Source organism: Yersinia thracica (assembly GCF_902170565.1).
Classification (GTDB): Bacteria; Pseudomonadota; Gammaproteobacteria; order Enterobacterales; family Enterobacteriaceae; genus Yersinia; species Yersinia thracica.
In genome coordinates, this window is record NZ_CABHXX010000102.1 from 1 (window position 1) to 15,499 (window position 15,499).

Genomic DNA, 15,499 nt, shown 5'->3' on the forward strand with positions numbered 1-15,499 from the left:
TCCTACAATAGACTTCCAAAATCATTACTTCAATTTTTATGATGTTTATTAATCCCTTTAACAGTATGGGTTTACGTTTATGTTTATATAAAATCCTTATTAATCAATAATATGTCATATTAAATTTTTTGCCTTATGAGTTACATTTAGTTACATTTAACGCGTTGGTGTTAATTTGCTAATGTTTATACACTGCGCCTCGGGTATTTAATTGATGTGCTTATGTGTGTAAAAAATACCTGTTTGATACTGTTTAATGCCATCCGATGATTGGATAGGGATATCTGCAAAGCGTTTCTTTACTTTAATTCACGCTGAGTTAATCAGTTGGCGGTGAATGTTGTGCCGGGTAATGTAGATTATTTTTATTCATTTTCTCAGCGGTGGATTTCTTAAATTTCCTTCCCTTAATAAGGAAAGTCGATGTCCTCTTCAAGCTTCCAAAATGAAATACCCAAAGCACGCATTAATATTAAGCTTGACCTGCATACAGGTGGCGCTCAAAAGAAAATGGAGCTGCCTTTAAAGTTGTTGGTGATGGGTGATTACAGCAACGGTCAGGAACAGCGCCCGCTGTCTGAACGTGAAAAAATCAATATCAATAAAAACAATTTCAATAGCGTCCTGGCTGAGTTCCAACCGAGCCTGAAACTCGCGGTACCTGACACCCTGGCAGGCGATAACACTAATACCGCCGTTGCCCTGACTTTCCGCGACATGAAGATTTCGAACCGGAAAGTGTTGCCCGTCAAATCCCGCAACTGCGCGCCTTGCTGGCCATGCGCAACCTGCTGCGTGACCTTAAATCCAATCTGCTGGACAACGCCACTTTCCGCCGTGAGCTGGAAAACATCCTTAAAGACGAAGCACTGAGCGATGAGCTGCGTGCTGAACTGGCGGCATTAGCCCCCAAAGACTGTTAATCGCCAGATTGGCTGCTTGTCATGAGAAAGAAGAAAAGGAACATGCTGATGTCTGTACAGGAAAACACTGCGCAGGGTACTGCGACGACCGTATTAGAGAAAATCGGCCTGACCATGCCGCGGGTGCTGGGGCGCTTAGCTCCTGAAAATCTGTCGCGCGCAGTTTCTGATGCGGATTGCGGGTAAAGAAGTTGCGCATGGATAACGACCATTACAGCCGTATCCTATGGATATTCATCATTTATGTAGTATGGCCCCAAAATTGACTCGGGCCTTTAACGTGGTTAACTTGACTCTGGCTCAATGTGCACGGCTTGTCCGTGTTCATCAAACACCAGAATATGCTGACAGGAAGCACCGATAATGACGTCTTCACCCACGGTAAGTTTCAATTGATAGGGGACTTTCATTTGCAGCGCGCCGTGCTCTGCTGAATTAAATAGCACCACAGTGGAGTCACCGTGCATTTCGGTAAGGTCGGTTTTCACCACCAAAGATAGCTCGGTACTGTCGGTTAAGGAAAAGTGTTCGGGTCGAATGGCTAATGTCAATTTGGCCCCTACCGGTAGATTCAGTTTTGCCAGGCGCGGAATAAAAGTACTGAGTCCATTAATATTAACGTAACCCTCCTGCTCATAAACCGCCTTAAATAAGTTTATTTTAGGGGCACCGATAAAACAGGCGACAAAGATATTAGCCGGATGGTTATATACCTCCTCGGGAGTTCCTATCTGTTCTATTCTTCCCTGATTTAAAATCACTATCCGGTCCGCCAGCGTCATGGCTTCTATCTGATCATGGGTGACATATATTGTTGTTTTGCCCAAGCGCTCATGCAGTTTGCCGATTTCCTGTCGCATTTGAATGCGTAGCGAGGCATCAAGGTTGGATAAAGGCTCATCAAATAAAAATACATTGGCACAACTGACAATGGATCGGCCAATAGCGACACGCTGGCGTTGGCCACCGGATAAATGCTGAGGTAGGCGCTCAAGATAATTATCCAATTGCAGAATACCTGATGCATTGGCAATTCTGGCATCGATTTCTTGTTTTGGAATTTTGATATTTTTAAGGCCAAACGCCAAATTTTCGCGCACGGTCATATGGGGATAAAGTGCATAAGATTGGAATACCATAGATACGCCGCGTGCGCCGGCATTAGTATGGGTCACATCTTTATTTTCTATTTTAATTTCACCACTATTGACTTCCTCCAGACCCGCGATCATTCTTAATAATGTGGACTTCCCACAGCCAGAAGGGCCAACCAGAACGATAAATTCCCTCGATGCAATTTCAAGATTGACGTTATCAATTGTTTTAATTTTTTCATAGTACTTCACGACATTTGCGAGAGAAACGCTAGCCATTATATGCTCCAACAATATGCTGTAATTTATCCTCGCGTATTAACAATACACGTAAGATAGGTTGAATTAGTTTTTAATAGTCGGTTATTTCATTTCTGTAGCAATTGAGTCAATTGCGTAATTTTTTGCTCCAGTAGATTTTTATCACTACGAGTTTCTATATTTAAACGAACCAGTGGCTCAGTATTCGATGCTCGTATATTAAATCGCCAATCTTCAAATTCCATACTCAGACCGTCAATTCCAGTCACGCGAATGGCGTTATTGGCATAAAGTTGTTTTATTTGCTGAATTTTGGTTGCTGAGTCGTCAATAGTGAAATTAAGCTCGCCCGATACTGGAAATAGCGCCTTACGGGATTCAATCAGTGAAAATAGTGATATTGCTTTGTGCGACAGTAATTCAATGACCAACAACCAAGGGATCATGCCGCTATCACAGTAACCAAAATCTCGAAAATAGTGGTGGGCACTCATTTCACCGCCATAGATAGCATCATGATAGCGCATGGCATCTTTAATAAAAGCATGGCCAGTTTTAGATTCGATCGCTGTACCATTAAGTGCTTGTACAATATTTATTGTGTTCCAGACTAATCTGGGGTCATGGATTATTTTCCCGCTATTATGGGTTATTTCTTCCGTCATATTAGCGCGTAGGAATCTTTCCGCTAGCACACCAACAATATAATAACCTTCAATGAAATTCCCAAAGTTGTCAAAGAAGAAACAGCGGTCGAAATCCCCATCCCAGGCAATGCCGAGATCCGCCTGATGTTCACATACCGCTTGCCGAGTTGACCACTGGTTTTCTGCTAACATTGGGTTTGGGATACCGTTAGGGAAACGGCTATCCGGTTGATGGTTAATTTTAATAAAACTGATGGGTACTAGGCATTTTTCCATTGCCGCTTCCAGAGCATCAAGCGTAGGGCCTGCAGCACCATTACCAGCATTGACCACAATTTTCATTGGTTTTAACGTACTAAGATCGATATAACTTAATAAATGTTCAATATAGTGTTCACGAATACACTGGGTTTCAAGCTGGCCTTTAATGACCGGCGGTGCGAAATAGTTATCCTGCGCCAACTTCTGAATATCATACAAACCGTTATCACCGCTAATGGGCTGCGCATCTTTTTTAACGAGTTTCATGCCGTTATAATCAATCGGATTATGGCTAGCGGTCACTTGAATCCCGCCATCGACGCCATAAAAGCGGGTGGCAAAATAAACTTCCTCTGTGCCGACCATGCCAATATCAATGACGTCAGCGCCGCCATCCATTAACCCTGCTGCCAGCGCATTTTTTAAATCAACACTGGTTGCTCGCGCATCGCCACCGACTACGACTTTTACTGGTTTGAGCCACTGACAATAGGCGCGTCCAATTCGATAAGCTATATCTTCGTTCAACTGCGTACCGAGCTTTCCCCGAATATCGTAAGCTTTAAAACAGGTTAATTTTTCCATTTCCTTTCCATCTGATTATGCAGAATCACGAACAATAAGTTCAAAATCCAAAGATATATCACGGGCTAATTGACCCGAAATAAGCGCTCTCGCAGCTTCGCGGCCTTTTAACACAATAGGTTGACGGATGGTGGTTAAACCAATGGGAGGATCTTGAATATCAATATCATCAAATCCGGTAATCGCAATTTGGCCGGGTACCGAAATATTGTGGCTTTGACAAAACTGATAAACGCCGAACGCAAAACGGTCAGATAAACAGATAATGGCTGAGATATCCGGCTCTACAGCTAATAGTGCTTTAGCCGCTGTTTCTCCGCCTATTTCGCTGTGTGGTTGTTCTGCTACATAGCTGGTACGCAAATCAATTCCCGCATTGGTCAGTGCCTTGATGCAAGCGTTGATCCGCCCGAAAGCTACACCGTTATCATATTCAGTAGAGAATTTCGCCAGTGACGACAGTACACCTGAGTGCCTATTTACCGGGAAAGAGACAATACCGAACTTTTTATGTCCGGCAGCCAGTAAGTGCTGGCAAATAGCCTGCATCGCAGCGCTGTCATTTATCGAAACACAGGCGAAATTCTGGAGTTTGATATCGGTGGTAATTACCGGTAGCCCACTGGTTAATGCCGCCTGAACAATTTCGTCATTGTTATAGGTAGCATTTAAAATATAGCCATCCACCAGGGCGCCCATCATTCGTTTTTTTAGCTCGTTGTTAGCTTTTAACGGCATTAAAGCAATGTTAATACCGTTTTTTTCACACTCTTCGGCAATGCCACGCATCAATGCAATATCATGTCGATCAGAGAATACATAGCTCAAATTGTCGTTAAATATGACCCCGAGTGTTCCGCATTGTCCGGTACGCAGAAAGCGGCCAGCCCCAGCAGGGCCGTGATAATTTATGGATTCTGTATAGGCTAAAATTTTATCTCGTAATTCCGGCGATACTTTTTCTGGCCGATTAAATACATTCGATACCGTGGTATGCGTCACATTAAGTGCTTCAGCTATTGTTTTAAGCGTTTCTCTTTTTTTACTCGTGGTCATGTTAAAATCTCCGGGAAGAAAAATGAAGAAAAGTGCCTGTGTTTCATCTCCCTCCTCCTTGTGAAATGATCAAACCCACAGCCTAATATCTGCATGCTACATTAATTTTAACGTTAAAATTTGAACGAACGTCACGATTTTAACGTTAAACTTAAAATGATGAGATGTGAAATACCTCACATCATTATGGGAATTACGCTGCTATTTTATTTTAACGTTAAAATTGGTCTTCCAGCCTTTTCATCCAACAATGGCCCTGGGAATAAAGCAATGTTAGATAAAATGAAGAAAACCCTGATTTTTTTGGCAATTGCCTCCAGCTGTGTTGTGTTTACTGGCTGCGACAATAATGCTACATCGAATAAAAATGAAAAACAGGATATTACTCTCTGGATAGCCCCGAACAATGTTCAGGAAGCATTCTGGAGTGAAGTGGTCGGGGAGTGGAATAAACAACCGGATAAAAAGAAAGTCGTATTCTCAACCATTCCAGCTGCGGGCAGCTCTGAAGAAGCCATAATGAATGCGATTGCTTCTGACCGCGCACCTGATATTTCAGAAAATATTTTTACCGGCTTCGGCTCTCAGTTGGCCGATTTAGGCCAAATTGTCGATCTCTCAACTCTGGATGGTTATGAAAACTTAATTGGTAACCGCCAGATGACGGATATCATGGAGAATTGGCGCTATAACGGAAAAAACTACATCCTGCCGATTTATATGAATCCGGTATTATTCTGGTGGCGTGGCGATTTATTAGAAGAGCAGGGTTTTAGCGAAGTTCCGAAAACCTATGATGAGGTCTATGCTCTCTCCGAGAAATACACCATCCCGGATAAACGTTATGCAATACAAGCTACCTCTGGCCGTAATTGGTGGGATCGTTGGTTTGACTTTATCGCCCTCTATTATGCCCAAAGCGATGGTAAACCTTATATTGCCAACCAACAAGCTACCTATGATAGCCAGGATGGGCATGACGTATTGGGCTTTATGCACACACTTTTTTCAAAAAAATGGACCCTGTACGATTTTGGCCAAGATGACCCCTTAGTGACAGGTAAAGTACTGGGCGCAGTGCGCGGCCCCTGGGATATCAGCCGTTATCAGCAACAATATCCAGAAATTTTAAAACACATCAAAATTGGTCCGATGCTAGTCAGAAATAAGCAAGATAAACCCCATACTTTCGCCGATGGGAAAGGATTGGTGCTATTCAGCCACTCTAAAGTTAAGCCCGAAGCGTGGGAGTTCATCCAGTGGGTATTCAGTCAGCCAAAATTCGATAAACGTTGGATGGAACTGACCGGCATGCCACCCGCTAGAGCTGATTTGCTCACGAATCCTTTCTTCGCCGAATACTATCAGCAACACCCATACGCAGCGGCCTACGCCGAATATGTCAATGTGGCGATACCGCCTGTTTCCAGTGGTGAAACAGTAGAAATTCAACGCAGCATGACGCAAATGATTGAGAAGACAGCCTTTAATACAGCAACTCCGGATGAAGCGCTGCAACAGTCAGTAAAAGAAGTGAACGCGATTTTAAAACACTAAATTTTAAAACACGAATAGTAAGAGTTAATTAGTTTCTCGTTTTGCGGATTAAAGTGAGCAGGTGGCCTTGCATTATGACTTTTTTAAAGCTTAAAGATAAACATATAGGCAGCATATTAGCTGTCTCCTATTTAGGGTATACCAGCATATTCTGGTTTTATCCTTTTATTTGGCTCGCGGTTTTATCGCTAACTGAATGGCGATTTGTCGGCACTCCTACTTTCAATGGCCTGAATAACTTTATTCTGGTAATGCAGGATCCATTGTTCTGGAAGTCGATGTTAAATGTGCTGCGTTTCTTAATGTATTATTTACCTATTGTGTTTATCGCGTCCTTTCTATTTGCGTTTGGCCTACAGAAATTAAAGTATGGCAGGACCTTTGTTGGGCTAAGTTTTTTACTGGCTAACGTCTCATCCGGCGTGGCTTATTCCATCGTGTTCTCCAAGATCTTTAGTCAAGATGGGCCATTAAATACGTTTTTATATGATTGGTTTGGTTTTACTTTGCCGTGGTTAACCAGCCCAGACTTAGCGATGTTATCTATCGCTTTGGTCGTCACATGGAAATTTGTCGGATATTACGGACTGATTCTATTTTCTGGGCTGAACAGCATCCCTAAAGAAATTTATTCAGCGGCGACATTAGATAACACCGGTACCATTAAACGCTTATTTCATATCACTTTACCCATGATCAACCCGCAATTGATTATGGTGCTGGTTCTCGCGATTACCGTTTCTTTCGCTATTTTTACCGAGCCATATCTTATTACTGGCGGTGGGCCACTTAATAGCACCACGACACCTATGATCGTAATGTATGAAACCGCATTTATGAAGATGCAGCCAAGCTGGGCAGCCACTATGTCAATTTTTATCGCACTCACCAGTTTTGGGATTATTTTAGCGGTCAGAAAGCTGCTGGAAAGAAAGGTTGAGATTGTTTAAATGAAAAAAAATATCAGTAGTCTCATCATCCATTTGATTATGTTTTCTCTGGCGCTCTCGTGGCTCTATCCTTATATCTGGATGGTGTTATCTTCCTTTAAACAGTCAGCTGATGTTTATACTTCTGGGTTGTTTGATACCGCTTACTCGTTCGATAACTATCGCTTTCTGTTTGAAAATAGCGGTCGAGTAGAGAAGCCATTTTTAAAAACATTGTTTAACTCATTTTTTATTTCGACCGTAGTGACGGTGGCAGTGACGTTAAGTTCCATGTTTATTGGATTCGCACTGGCTAAAATGCAGTTCAAAGGCCAATCATTGTTTAGAAATTTACTGTTCTTACAGATGGTTTTCCCTGCATCTATGTTTATTATTCCGCAATTTGTCTTAGTCAGAGAATTGGGGCTATTAAACAGTTATAGCGCCATGATTATTCCATTTCTGATGAGCTCTTGGGGTATCTTTATGATTTCTCAGAGCTTTCAGGGGACTCCCAATGATTATATTCACGCGGCTAAAATAGATAATGCCAGCTTGTGGCAAATCATGATTTATCTGATGATGCCGCTTAATAAGGCCATTATCGCCATTGTGGCACTGTTTACCTTTGTCGGTACGTGGGACAACTTCTTATGGCCGCTGATAGTGATTCAGGATGAAAGCAAAATGCCGCTCTCAGTGTTATTGGCCACCTTCAGTAAATCCTATGGTGTTTATGTTGGGCCAGTGATTGCTGGTGCGGTTATTCAGACCATCCCAATTGTCGTTCTGTTTATTCTGTTCCGTAAATATTTCATGCAGGGCATGTCCCTGTCATTAAAATAGGGCGCTGCCGAAATGATTAATATGCAGTGGTGGCGTGAAACAGTCTTCTATCAAATTTATCTGCCTAGTTTCCAGGACGGTAATGGTGATGGGGTAGGGGATTTTTACGGGCTAATAAACAGACTGGATTATTTACAGAAGTTGGGGATTGGCGGGATCTGGATAACGCCATTTTATCCTTCTCCGCGAGTGGATAATGGCTACGATATTAGCGATTACCTTAATGTTGATCCGCATTTTGGCACTCTGGAGGTCTTCTCGCAGTTAATTGCAGAAGCTCATAAACGCAATATACGAGTGATTATCGATGTTGTATTGAATCACGTTTCTACGGAGCATCCGTGGTTTAAAGATGCATTAAATAATCCCGCAAGCCAATATCGGGACTATTTTGTTTTCACTCGCGAACCTAATAATTGGCAGTCATTTTTTGGTGGTTCGGCCTGGGAACTGGAAGCAGAAGGTGGGTATTACTATCATCACAAGTTTGCTATTGAGCAGGCTGATCTCAACTGGGCCAATTCGGCGGTGGTTGATGAAGCTAAAGCCGTACTGGATTTCTGGATAGAGATGGGGGTGGATGGTTTTCGACTGGATGTGATTAATTTCCTGTCCTGCAATACCACAAGAATGAATAACCCGATGCTGGATAATGGTGAGCAGCAACACCTGAATGATATTAACCAGCCGGGTATCGAGGATTGTCTCTCGAATTTACTGGCTCATGTGCGCGCCAAGGGTGACTATTTTATTGTCGGGGAAGTTGGCAGTGATAAGCTCGATGAACTTGCGCGTTATCAGTCCACCGCATTATGTGATGTCGTCTTCAATTTTAATTTAGCCAGCCAGCCGACTTTCGATCTACAACAGATTTTCCGTCAGCTTGAGCAGATGAATAGTACATATAGTGGCGTGCCGACACTGTTTTTCTCCAGCCATGATATGCCGAGGATGATTAGCCGCTTTGGCGAAGGTGTGGGCGATATTTTCCGTGCTCGGGCGATGGCCTGTATGCAATTAATGGCTAATGGCGTTCCCTTCATTTATTACGGTGAAGAAATAGGGATGCAGGATTATGTGGCTACCAGCCCGGAAGATATTTACGACGTCCAGGGAAAAATGCATTACCAGCAGAAACTTGTCGCCGGTGGTAACCCTGAAGAAGCTTTCCGTTTTGCATTAACCAAAAGTCGTGATAATTCACGCTCACCTATGCAGTGGTCTTGCGTACCCTTGGCTGGGTTTAGTTCTCAAGCATCTTGGATGCCTATTAATGAAAATTACAGGGAGATAAACGCGGAAGCGGCTCAAAAAGATCGCCATTCCCTTTGGCATGATTATCAAAAAATGATTGCTCTACGCGCGCAATATCCCGTTTTTCAATATGGCAAATATGACGGGTTAACACTTGTTCAAGACACCCTAATATTCAGCCGCTGCTATCGCCACCAGCGCGCCACTGTATTGATTAATTTTGGGAGAGCTTATTCGTTAGCGGCCCCTCTCCCCGGTAAGGTTTTATTTGATACCCGTAAATACAGTGAAATGACTAATAACGATATCGTTATGTATATAGAGGACAATAATGATTAGGTATTCCGGTAATCCGTTAATTACGCCCCAGGATATTACGCCCAGCCATCCGGGATTTAAGGTCGAATGTGCTTTTAATGCAGGGGTTACCCAACTCGGCGATGAAACCATTATGCTGATCCGCATTGCGGAAAGTGTTATCTCTGAGAGCAAAGATACCGCCGTCGTGCCTTTGCTCATGGAAAATAGTGGTCACTGGCAAGTTACAACTCGGTTATTCCAGCGTGATGATCCGGCCTACGATTTTAGCGATCCACGGCTAATCACCGATATTGCTGACCCATCGACGGTCTATCTGACCTCTCTTTCCCATCTTCGCGTAGCGAGAAGTCGCGATGGTGTTACCTTCATTGTTGACGATAAGCCCTTTATCTTCCCAGCTAATGGTTACGAAGCTTTTGGTTGTGAGGATGCCCGAATTACCCAGATTGACGGCGCTTTTTATATTAACTATTCCGCCGTGTCTGCTAAGGGGATTTGTACTGCATTGGCGATCACCCACGACTTTACTGAGGTTGTACGCCTGGGGCTGATTTTTTGTCCGGATAATCGTGATGCTTGTCTTTTCCCGGAAAAAATCAATGGCAAATACATGACATTGCACCGCCCGGCCCCGAAACACTTCGGCAAGCCGGAGATTTGGTTGGCCAGTTCCACGGATCTACTGCATTGGGGGGATCACCGACACTTATTGGGGACATCGCAAGATCCTTGGGATGCCTTAAAATTGGGCGGTGGGGCGCAAATGCTGAAAACCGAAAAGGGGTGGCTGCAAATTTATCATGGGGTAGATATTAACCAACGTTATTCCCTTGGCGCGCTGTTGCTTGACCTGGAGCAACCCACCAAAATTCTCGCAAAGTCGCCGGTACCTTTGCTTCAGCCGCAGACATCTTATGAACTTCACGGCTTTTTTGGTAACGTCGTCTTTACCTGTGGCGCATTAATTGAGAATGATACTTTGCGGGTTTATTACGGTGCAGCGGACGAATGTATGTGTCTGGCGGAAATGCCTATGGCTCAATTATGGCAGCACTTGTCGGTGTAATGACGAGATAAATATAAGGTTTTTATGATGATACATAATACACCAACCAGCGTTGCCCAATTGCTCGCCGATTATCAGCAATGCACATCTGATATTACCTATTCGACTGGAAAACTTGAATTTACCGGCGTCGATGATAAAGACATTTATAATATTACGGCTCCATTTACCTCTGCGGGGCAGGTCGTTATTGCCGGACGTGTTGAAGCCAGAGATTCCGAGCATTCGACTATTGTATTTTTTAATGAACATCAAGGTAAATGGAGGCCAGTTGCTAATGCGCCGACATTCCAATTGCAGGATCCTTTCTTTACCTGGATTGAGGATGAACTTATTTTTGGTGGGGTTGAGATTAACCCACACCCAGATAATCCAGAGAAACTCATCTGGCATACGGTATTTTACCGTGGCCGTGATATTCACTCATTAACCCGTTTCGCCTCCGGCCCTCCGGGGATGAAAGACATCCGCTTGTGCCATATTCAGCAGGGGCGTATCGGGGTATTTACCCGACCACAAGGTAATATTGGCGGTCGGGGTACTATTGGGTATGTTGAGATAAACAACCTGAAGGCGTTAACACCCGAAACCATCGCCAGCGCTAAACTGTTTGATCAGCAGTTTAATACTGATGAATGGGGGGGCGTCAACGAAACTCATTTACTTTGCGACGGCACCATTGGGTTACTTTCCCATATTGCCTGTTTCGACCAACATGGAGGGCGGCATTACTATCCGGGAGTCTTTATCTTCAACCCTGAGACTAAAACCTATACATCAATAAAGATTATTGCGACTAGAAATAATCTGCTACCCGGTAGTGCTAAACGCCCGGACTTAGTAGATGTTATTTTCCCAGGAGGGCTGATTAAGCTCCCCGACAACTGCTGGCGATTATATGTTGGTGCCAGTGATGCTGAAGCGCATTGGATTGATATTAAGGATCCTTTTATCGGACTTTAATTACCAGACAATCTTAATCGCTTTTTAATTTCCTTAATGGATTAAACCTAATATCAATTATATTAGGTGGGATTCCTATTATCTATCAAATGGGAAGACCGCCTGCTTACATGGAATGCATATGAAACACTCAAAATATTTTTACCTGTTTCTGATGGCAAGTATCTGTTCTGTTGCCCATGCGGATAATTCTCCAAATAGGGTAAAAACCAACAATGCCGAAAATAGCCCTATTTTTGCTGGCGACAAGATAAGGATAGTGAAAGACGGTGGTGAGACGGTGGAAGCCGTTGTGGAGCTCAGCGATGATAATATTGGTATTGTGCGCATCCCTAAGAATGAAAAAGCCTATTTTCACGGTAACTGGTTGGCTGAATATAAAATAGAACATTTCCGCAATGAGGGGCGCAGCACTAACTCTCGCCCAGTGCATGAAAGGGTATTCGCTGACGGGCGAGTTAATTTTGGTGATACAGGTTGGAATACCGGTTTTGTCCTTAAGCAAGTGCAATTTACCAGCAACTCACGCAATGAAAGCAATCACAAAGTCGATTTCCGCATGATAGAAATGGAAATCCGTCCTGCCTGGGCTAAAAGTGTCGATAAACATTGGTTTATGTTCGAGGGGATCTATTTAGGTAAAACCGGCTACGAGAAAAATCGCACAACTGGCAGTGACAACAATATTGGTGGCGATGGTTATGGCTTCCGGCCTTATTACCGTTATCAAGTGTCGGATAACATGAGTGTGAATACCGATGTGAAAATGCTAGTAGAAGATAAAGACGCCCGTGGTGCTGATAATGGACGATTCCAGTTCTATGAAGCGCTTATTAATGTGAATTATAAAGTTGCAGATAATGTGTACGCGGGTCTTGAGTTATTCCGTAAAGAAGGTCAGGACTTTAATCATGATGGCGCAAAAACAGCGAATGTCCTGGAGCAGGAACTTCGCCCTTGGGTTGCTGTTAATATGGGTAAAAATAACTTCCTGTTTAAAATGGAACCGCAGTTGAGACGTATTGGTGGCCAGGATGGCTATAGAGAAACTTCTAAAGCTCAAAAATATATCTTCAACTATAGCTATCCAATCGCCGATAGATTTTATTTGGTTGCCGAATATTTTTACCGGGTAGAGCATGATAAAAAGTTTTGGGATCGCGGTGTACGCGATGAGAAAAACTACAGCAACACCACCACTCATTTTGGTAAGTTAGGGGTTAACTATATTTTTTAAGTGGCTGTATATAAATAACTTAAAATAAATAACTTAAAATAAGAGAAATAATATGAAATTACTCAATACCCTGGTTTGTATCATTAGTTTGACGTCGTTTTGTTCCAATGCGAAGTTAGTTAATGCTGATCATCTGGATGCTTTATATCAGAAGGTCACGATGGCAAATAAAACAGAGCTGGGTCTCATTCATATCTATAGCGAGTTTCCGGATTATCGCTGGGTTAAAGACCCCATTGAAGGCGTATCTGCCATTGATGATGTTGCCCGCGCGGCTATTTTTTATCAGCGCCAATATCAGCTCACTGGATCAGCCGCTGATTTAGAAAAAGTAAAATCGTTGGTGGAGTTTATTCTCTATCTACGAGCAGATAATGGCTATTTTTATAATTTTATTTATCCTGACAACTCCATTAATAAAGAATATAAAACCAGTGTAGCAGAGCCAAATTGGTGGACATGGCGTGCATTATGGGCGCTCACTCAGACTTACCCTACACTAGTAAAAACGGATAGTGCGCTGGCGGAAAGAACCCGCGAGACTATTTTTGCCACCATCGATGTTATTTATAAAGATTTTAACTTCAAACAAACCCAAGGTGAGAAAGAGGGCGTAGCGGTACCTGAATGGCTGCCGCATACTGCTGGCGATCAGGCATCGGTGCTCTTGATGGCTTTAAGTGATGCACAGGCTTTGGAAGCCAAACCAGAAATTGAAAAAATGATGCGTTCACTGGCGGCGGGCATCATGCTAATGCAAATTAAAGATACTTCTTCGCCGGTGCACGGTGCCTTTTTAAGTTGGCAAAATCTGTGGCATGGCTACGGCAACAGTCAGGCTTATGCTTTACTGGTAGCGGGCAAAAGTCTGGGTGACCGGGAGATGATTAAAGCGGCCTTTACCGAACTGGACCACTTCCAACCTTGGCTGATTAATAATGGATTCTTAAACGAGTTTACCGTGCGGCAGCAAGGTGAAAAAGTTACATTAATTGAACAAAATAAATTTTCGCAAATTGCTTATATTATTCGCCCGATGGTCTTTGCCAATATTAAAGCTTGGGAGATCTCCCGCGATGCTGTTTACCTGGAGCGAGCTGTCGATTTGTCTCTGTGGTTCTTTAAAAATAACCCAGCACAGGCGCAAATGTATTACCCGGTGACAGGGATTTCTTTTGACGGTATAGATTCGGCCACCAAGGTGAATAAAAACTCGGGAGCAGAATCTACTATTGAAGCGTTACTTACTCTTCAGTTGATTGAATCGGTTCCTGAGGCTAAACGTATGCTGGAATCAGCCCTTGAAAAGCTGAATATTGAGCAGTGATAGTGTAAACAGAGTTCTGTTGTATTAAGCGCTTGTCGGGTCGCATGTTATTTTTAAGATGTTATATCCCATATTTCAGACCCGACAAGTTTTCAAATTCTGGATGCTAGGGTTTATAGGGGAAAGGAGAAAGCAATCTATTTAAATAGTCTCAATAATAGGTCTGTAAATACCTATTTTGTAGTTCACTATGACTCCCCCTGCTATTGTGTGGTCCCCTTGAATTTAGTCTTACAGCTTAATGGAGTTCCCTAGTTAAAATATAACCAACGGAGGTCAGTATATGAAGGATGTTTATCGCGAGAATGGCGTATCAGAAGCCAGCTATTACAACTAGAAATCGAAATATGGCGGGATGGAATCCTCTGATATCAAGCGCATGAAAAAACTTGAAGACGAAAACCGGCCAGAAACTCTCAATGGCAATGGTACTAAAAATCGGAGGGACTACATCAGTAATGGCCCCCGAAATTCCTTATGAATATCCACTCCCTGTATTGTTTGTGTTAACTGAGAGCTGCCATTGAAGGCAGTATTGAATCATTAGAATCATTACCACACATGGGCATGTACGATTATTTACCAATGTGTAGGATTGAAGTATATAAATGGGAGTAGGGGAATTGATAGTCAATGATAAAATTATATTATAATGTTTTTCAGAGAAATGTTAACTCATAGTTAGCGAATATCACTCATAAATCAATTAGTTCTATATACATAGACCAAGGTTTTTGGTCTAATACTTTATATTTTGAAACGCTGAGTTTACTGCCATGGGTTAAACCTAAATTACCCATTGAGTTTTGGCCAATATTAATAAAAACATCATCAAAAGTTAAACCGATCATCGACTTAGTTCTATCCCCTTGCCAACTAATAGTGATTGTTAATAATTCGTTTTTTAACATAAGGATTGGTGGATCACTATCTGGTTCACTAAGTCGATGACCATTAATATACAAAACCTGATCAATAAAATTTGGTGAGTTATCAATGCTAATATGATTCTGAGTAGAATTTTTCACTGTTATAATGATTGTTCTCATGTTATTTACCTATAAATTATAACCACGTGCATAGACTTGTAAGAGGTTTTTACTTCCTGATCGACTAAAACTGAGTAGAAGGTGGAGTGTTTACAACCTCCTTTAAAGGATATAGCAATAAGC

13 protein-coding genes and 2 pseudogenes are annotated in these 15,499 nt (G+C 42.6%); 11 read left to right on the forward strand and 4 right to left on the reverse strand.

The window, feature by feature from the left end; all coding sequences use genetic code 11:
• Positions 1 to 423: 423 nt before the first annotated feature.
• A pseudogene (tssB, locus tag FTA91_RS15330) lies at positions 424 to 923 on the forward strand (type VI secretion system contractile sheath small subunit).
• Between the two features lie 48 nt (positions 924 to 971).
• On the forward strand, positions 972 to 1,109 hold the full coding sequence (locus FTA91_RS20140) for a hypothetical protein (RefSeq protein WP_155407207.1): 138 nt from the start codon (positions 972 to 974) through the stop codon (positions 1,107 to 1,109).
• 98 nt (positions 1,110 to 1,207) lie between these two features.
• Here the strand turns inward: FTA91_RS20140 and FTA91_RS15335 are convergent, their stop codons facing one another.
• From FTA91_RS15335 to FTA91_RS15345, 3 genes are all read right to left on the reverse strand, one after another.
• Complete coding sequence (locus FTA91_RS15335) at positions 1,208 to 2,296, reverse strand: ABC transporter ATP-binding protein (protein ID WP_050112393.1); 1,089 nt, start codon at positions 2,294 to 2,296, stop codon at positions 1,208 to 1,210.
• Positions 2,297 to 2,385: 89 nt separating this feature from the next.
• Positions 2,386 to 3,771: a phosphohexomutase domain-containing protein gene (locus FTA91_RS15340; RefSeq protein ID WP_145534951.1), complete on the reverse strand. Its 1,386-nt coding sequence runs from the start codon at positions 3,769 to 3,771 to the stop codon at positions 2,386 to 2,388.
• Between the two features lie 15 nt (positions 3,772 to 3,786).
• Entirely contained in the window at positions 3,787 to 4,827 is a 1,041-nt protein-coding gene (locus FTA91_RS15345; protein ID WP_050112395.1) for a LacI family DNA-binding transcriptional regulator, read from the reverse strand.
• A gap of 270 nt (positions 4,828 to 5,097) precedes the next feature.
• Here FTA91_RS15345 and FTA91_RS15350 point away from each other — a divergent pair, with 270 nt between their 5' ends.
• From FTA91_RS15350 to FTA91_RS15390, 9 genes and pseudogenes are all read left to right on the forward strand, one after another.
• Entirely contained in the window at positions 5,098 to 6,384 is a 1,287-nt protein-coding gene (locus tag FTA91_RS15350; protein ID WP_145583568.1) for an ABC transporter substrate-binding protein, read from the forward strand.
• A gap of 74 nt (positions 6,385 to 6,458) precedes the next feature.
• A complete protein-coding gene (locus FTA91_RS15355; RefSeq protein WP_050112396.1) occupies positions 6,459 to 7,334 on the forward strand; it encodes a carbohydrate ABC transporter permease in 876 nt (291 codons plus the stop codon).
• Positions 7,335 to 8,159 (forward strand): carbohydrate ABC transporter permease, encoded by an 825-nt coding sequence (locus FTA91_RS15360; RefSeq protein WP_050112397.1) that lies wholly within the window; start codon positions 7,335 to 7,337, stop codon positions 8,157 to 8,159. It abuts the gene before it with no gap.
• Between the two features lie 12 nt (positions 8,160 to 8,171).
• A complete protein-coding gene (locus FTA91_RS15365; protein WP_050112398.1) occupies positions 8,172 to 9,752 on the forward strand; it encodes an alpha-glucosidase in 1,581 nt (526 codons plus the stop codon).
• Positions 9,745 to 10,800, forward strand: coding sequence for a glycoside hydrolase family 130 protein (locus FTA91_RS15370; protein ID WP_050112399.1), 1,056 nt, complete (start codon positions 9,745 to 9,747; stop codon positions 10,798 to 10,800). Before FTA91_RS15365 ends, FTA91_RS15370 begins: the two co-directional genes overlap by 8 nt.
• 24 nt (positions 10,801 to 10,824) lie before the next feature.
• Complete coding sequence (locus FTA91_RS15375) at positions 10,825 to 11,763, forward strand: MTP-1 family protein (RefSeq protein ID WP_080983566.1); 939 nt, start codon at positions 10,825 to 10,827, stop codon at positions 11,761 to 11,763.
• A gap of 121 nt (positions 11,764 to 11,884) precedes the next feature.
• A complete protein-coding gene (locus FTA91_RS15380) occupies positions 11,885 to 13,000 on the forward strand; it encodes a hypothetical protein (RefSeq protein WP_145534960.1) in 1,116 nt (371 codons plus the stop codon).
• A gap of 670 nt (positions 13,001 to 13,670) precedes the next feature.
• Positions 13,671 to 14,327 carry a sugar phosphotransferase gene (locus tag FTA91_RS20500; RefSeq protein ID WP_319802876.1) on the forward strand — a complete coding sequence of 219 codons (657 nt, stop codon included), beginning with the start codon at positions 13,671 to 13,673 and terminating at the stop codon, positions 14,325 to 14,327.
• A gap of 262 nt (positions 14,328 to 14,589) precedes the next feature.
• Positions 14,590 to 14,733, forward strand: a pseudogene (locus tag FTA91_RS15390) (transposase); the annotation flags it as partial.
• 289 nt (positions 14,734 to 15,022) lie between these two features.
• On the opposite strand, the gene FTA91_RS15395 reads toward FTA91_RS15390, so the two are convergent.
• Positions 15,023 to 15,376, reverse strand: coding sequence for a hypothetical protein (locus FTA91_RS15395; protein WP_050112403.1), 354 nt, complete (start codon positions 15,374 to 15,376; stop codon positions 15,023 to 15,025).
• Positions 15,377 to 15,499 lie beyond the last annotated feature (123 nt).

Bases quoted from the DNA above. Each gene is read 5' to 3' on its own strand.
- FTA91_RS15365 (WP_050112398.1), top strand. From the start codon at position 8,172: ATGATTAATATGCAGTGGTGGCGTGAAACAGTCTTCTATCAAATTTAT.
- FTA91_RS15355 (WP_050112396.1), top strand. From the start codon at position 6,459: ATGACTTTTTTAAAGCTTAAAGATAAACATATAGGCAGCATATTAGCT.
- FTA91_RS15350 (WP_145583568.1), top strand. From the start codon at position 5,098: ATGTTAGATAAAATGAAGAAAACCCTGATTTTTTTGGCAATTGCCTCC.
- FTA91_RS15345 (WP_050112395.1), bottom strand. From the start codon at position 4,827: ATGACCACGAGTAAAAAAAGAGAAACGCTTAAAACAATAGCTGAAGCA.
- FTA91_RS15395 (WP_050112403.1), bottom strand. From the start codon at position 15,376: ATGAGAACAATCATTATAACAGTGAAAAATTCTACTCAGAATCATATT.
- FTA91_RS15375 (WP_080983566.1), top strand. From the start codon at position 10,825: ATGATGATACATAATACACCAACCAGCGTTGCCCAATTGCTCGCCGAT.
- FTA91_RS15340 (WP_145534951.1), bottom strand. From the start codon at position 3,771: ATGGAAAAATTAACCTGTTTTAAAGCTTACGATATTCGGGGAAAGCTC.
- FTA91_RS15335 (WP_050112393.1), bottom strand. From the start codon at position 2,296: ATGGCTAGCGTTTCTCTCGCAAATGTCGTGAAGTACTATGAAAAAATT.
- FTA91_RS15380 (WP_145534960.1), top strand. From the start codon at position 11,885: ATGAAACACTCAAAATATTTTTACCTGTTTCTGATGGCAAGTATCTGT.
- FTA91_RS15370 (WP_050112399.1), top strand. From the start codon at position 9,745: ATGATTAGGTATTCCGGTAATCCGTTAATTACGCCCCAGGATATTACG.
- FTA91_RS20140 (WP_155407207.1), top strand. From the start codon at position 972: ATGTCTGTACAGGAAAACACTGCGCAGGGTACTGCGACGACCGTATTA.
- FTA91_RS20500 (WP_319802876.1), top strand. From the start codon at position 13,671: ATGGCTTTAAGTGATGCACAGGCTTTGGAAGCCAAACCAGAAATTGAA.
- FTA91_RS15360 (WP_050112397.1), top strand. From the start codon at position 7,335: ATGAAAAAAAATATCAGTAGTCTCATCATCCATTTGATTATGTTTTCT.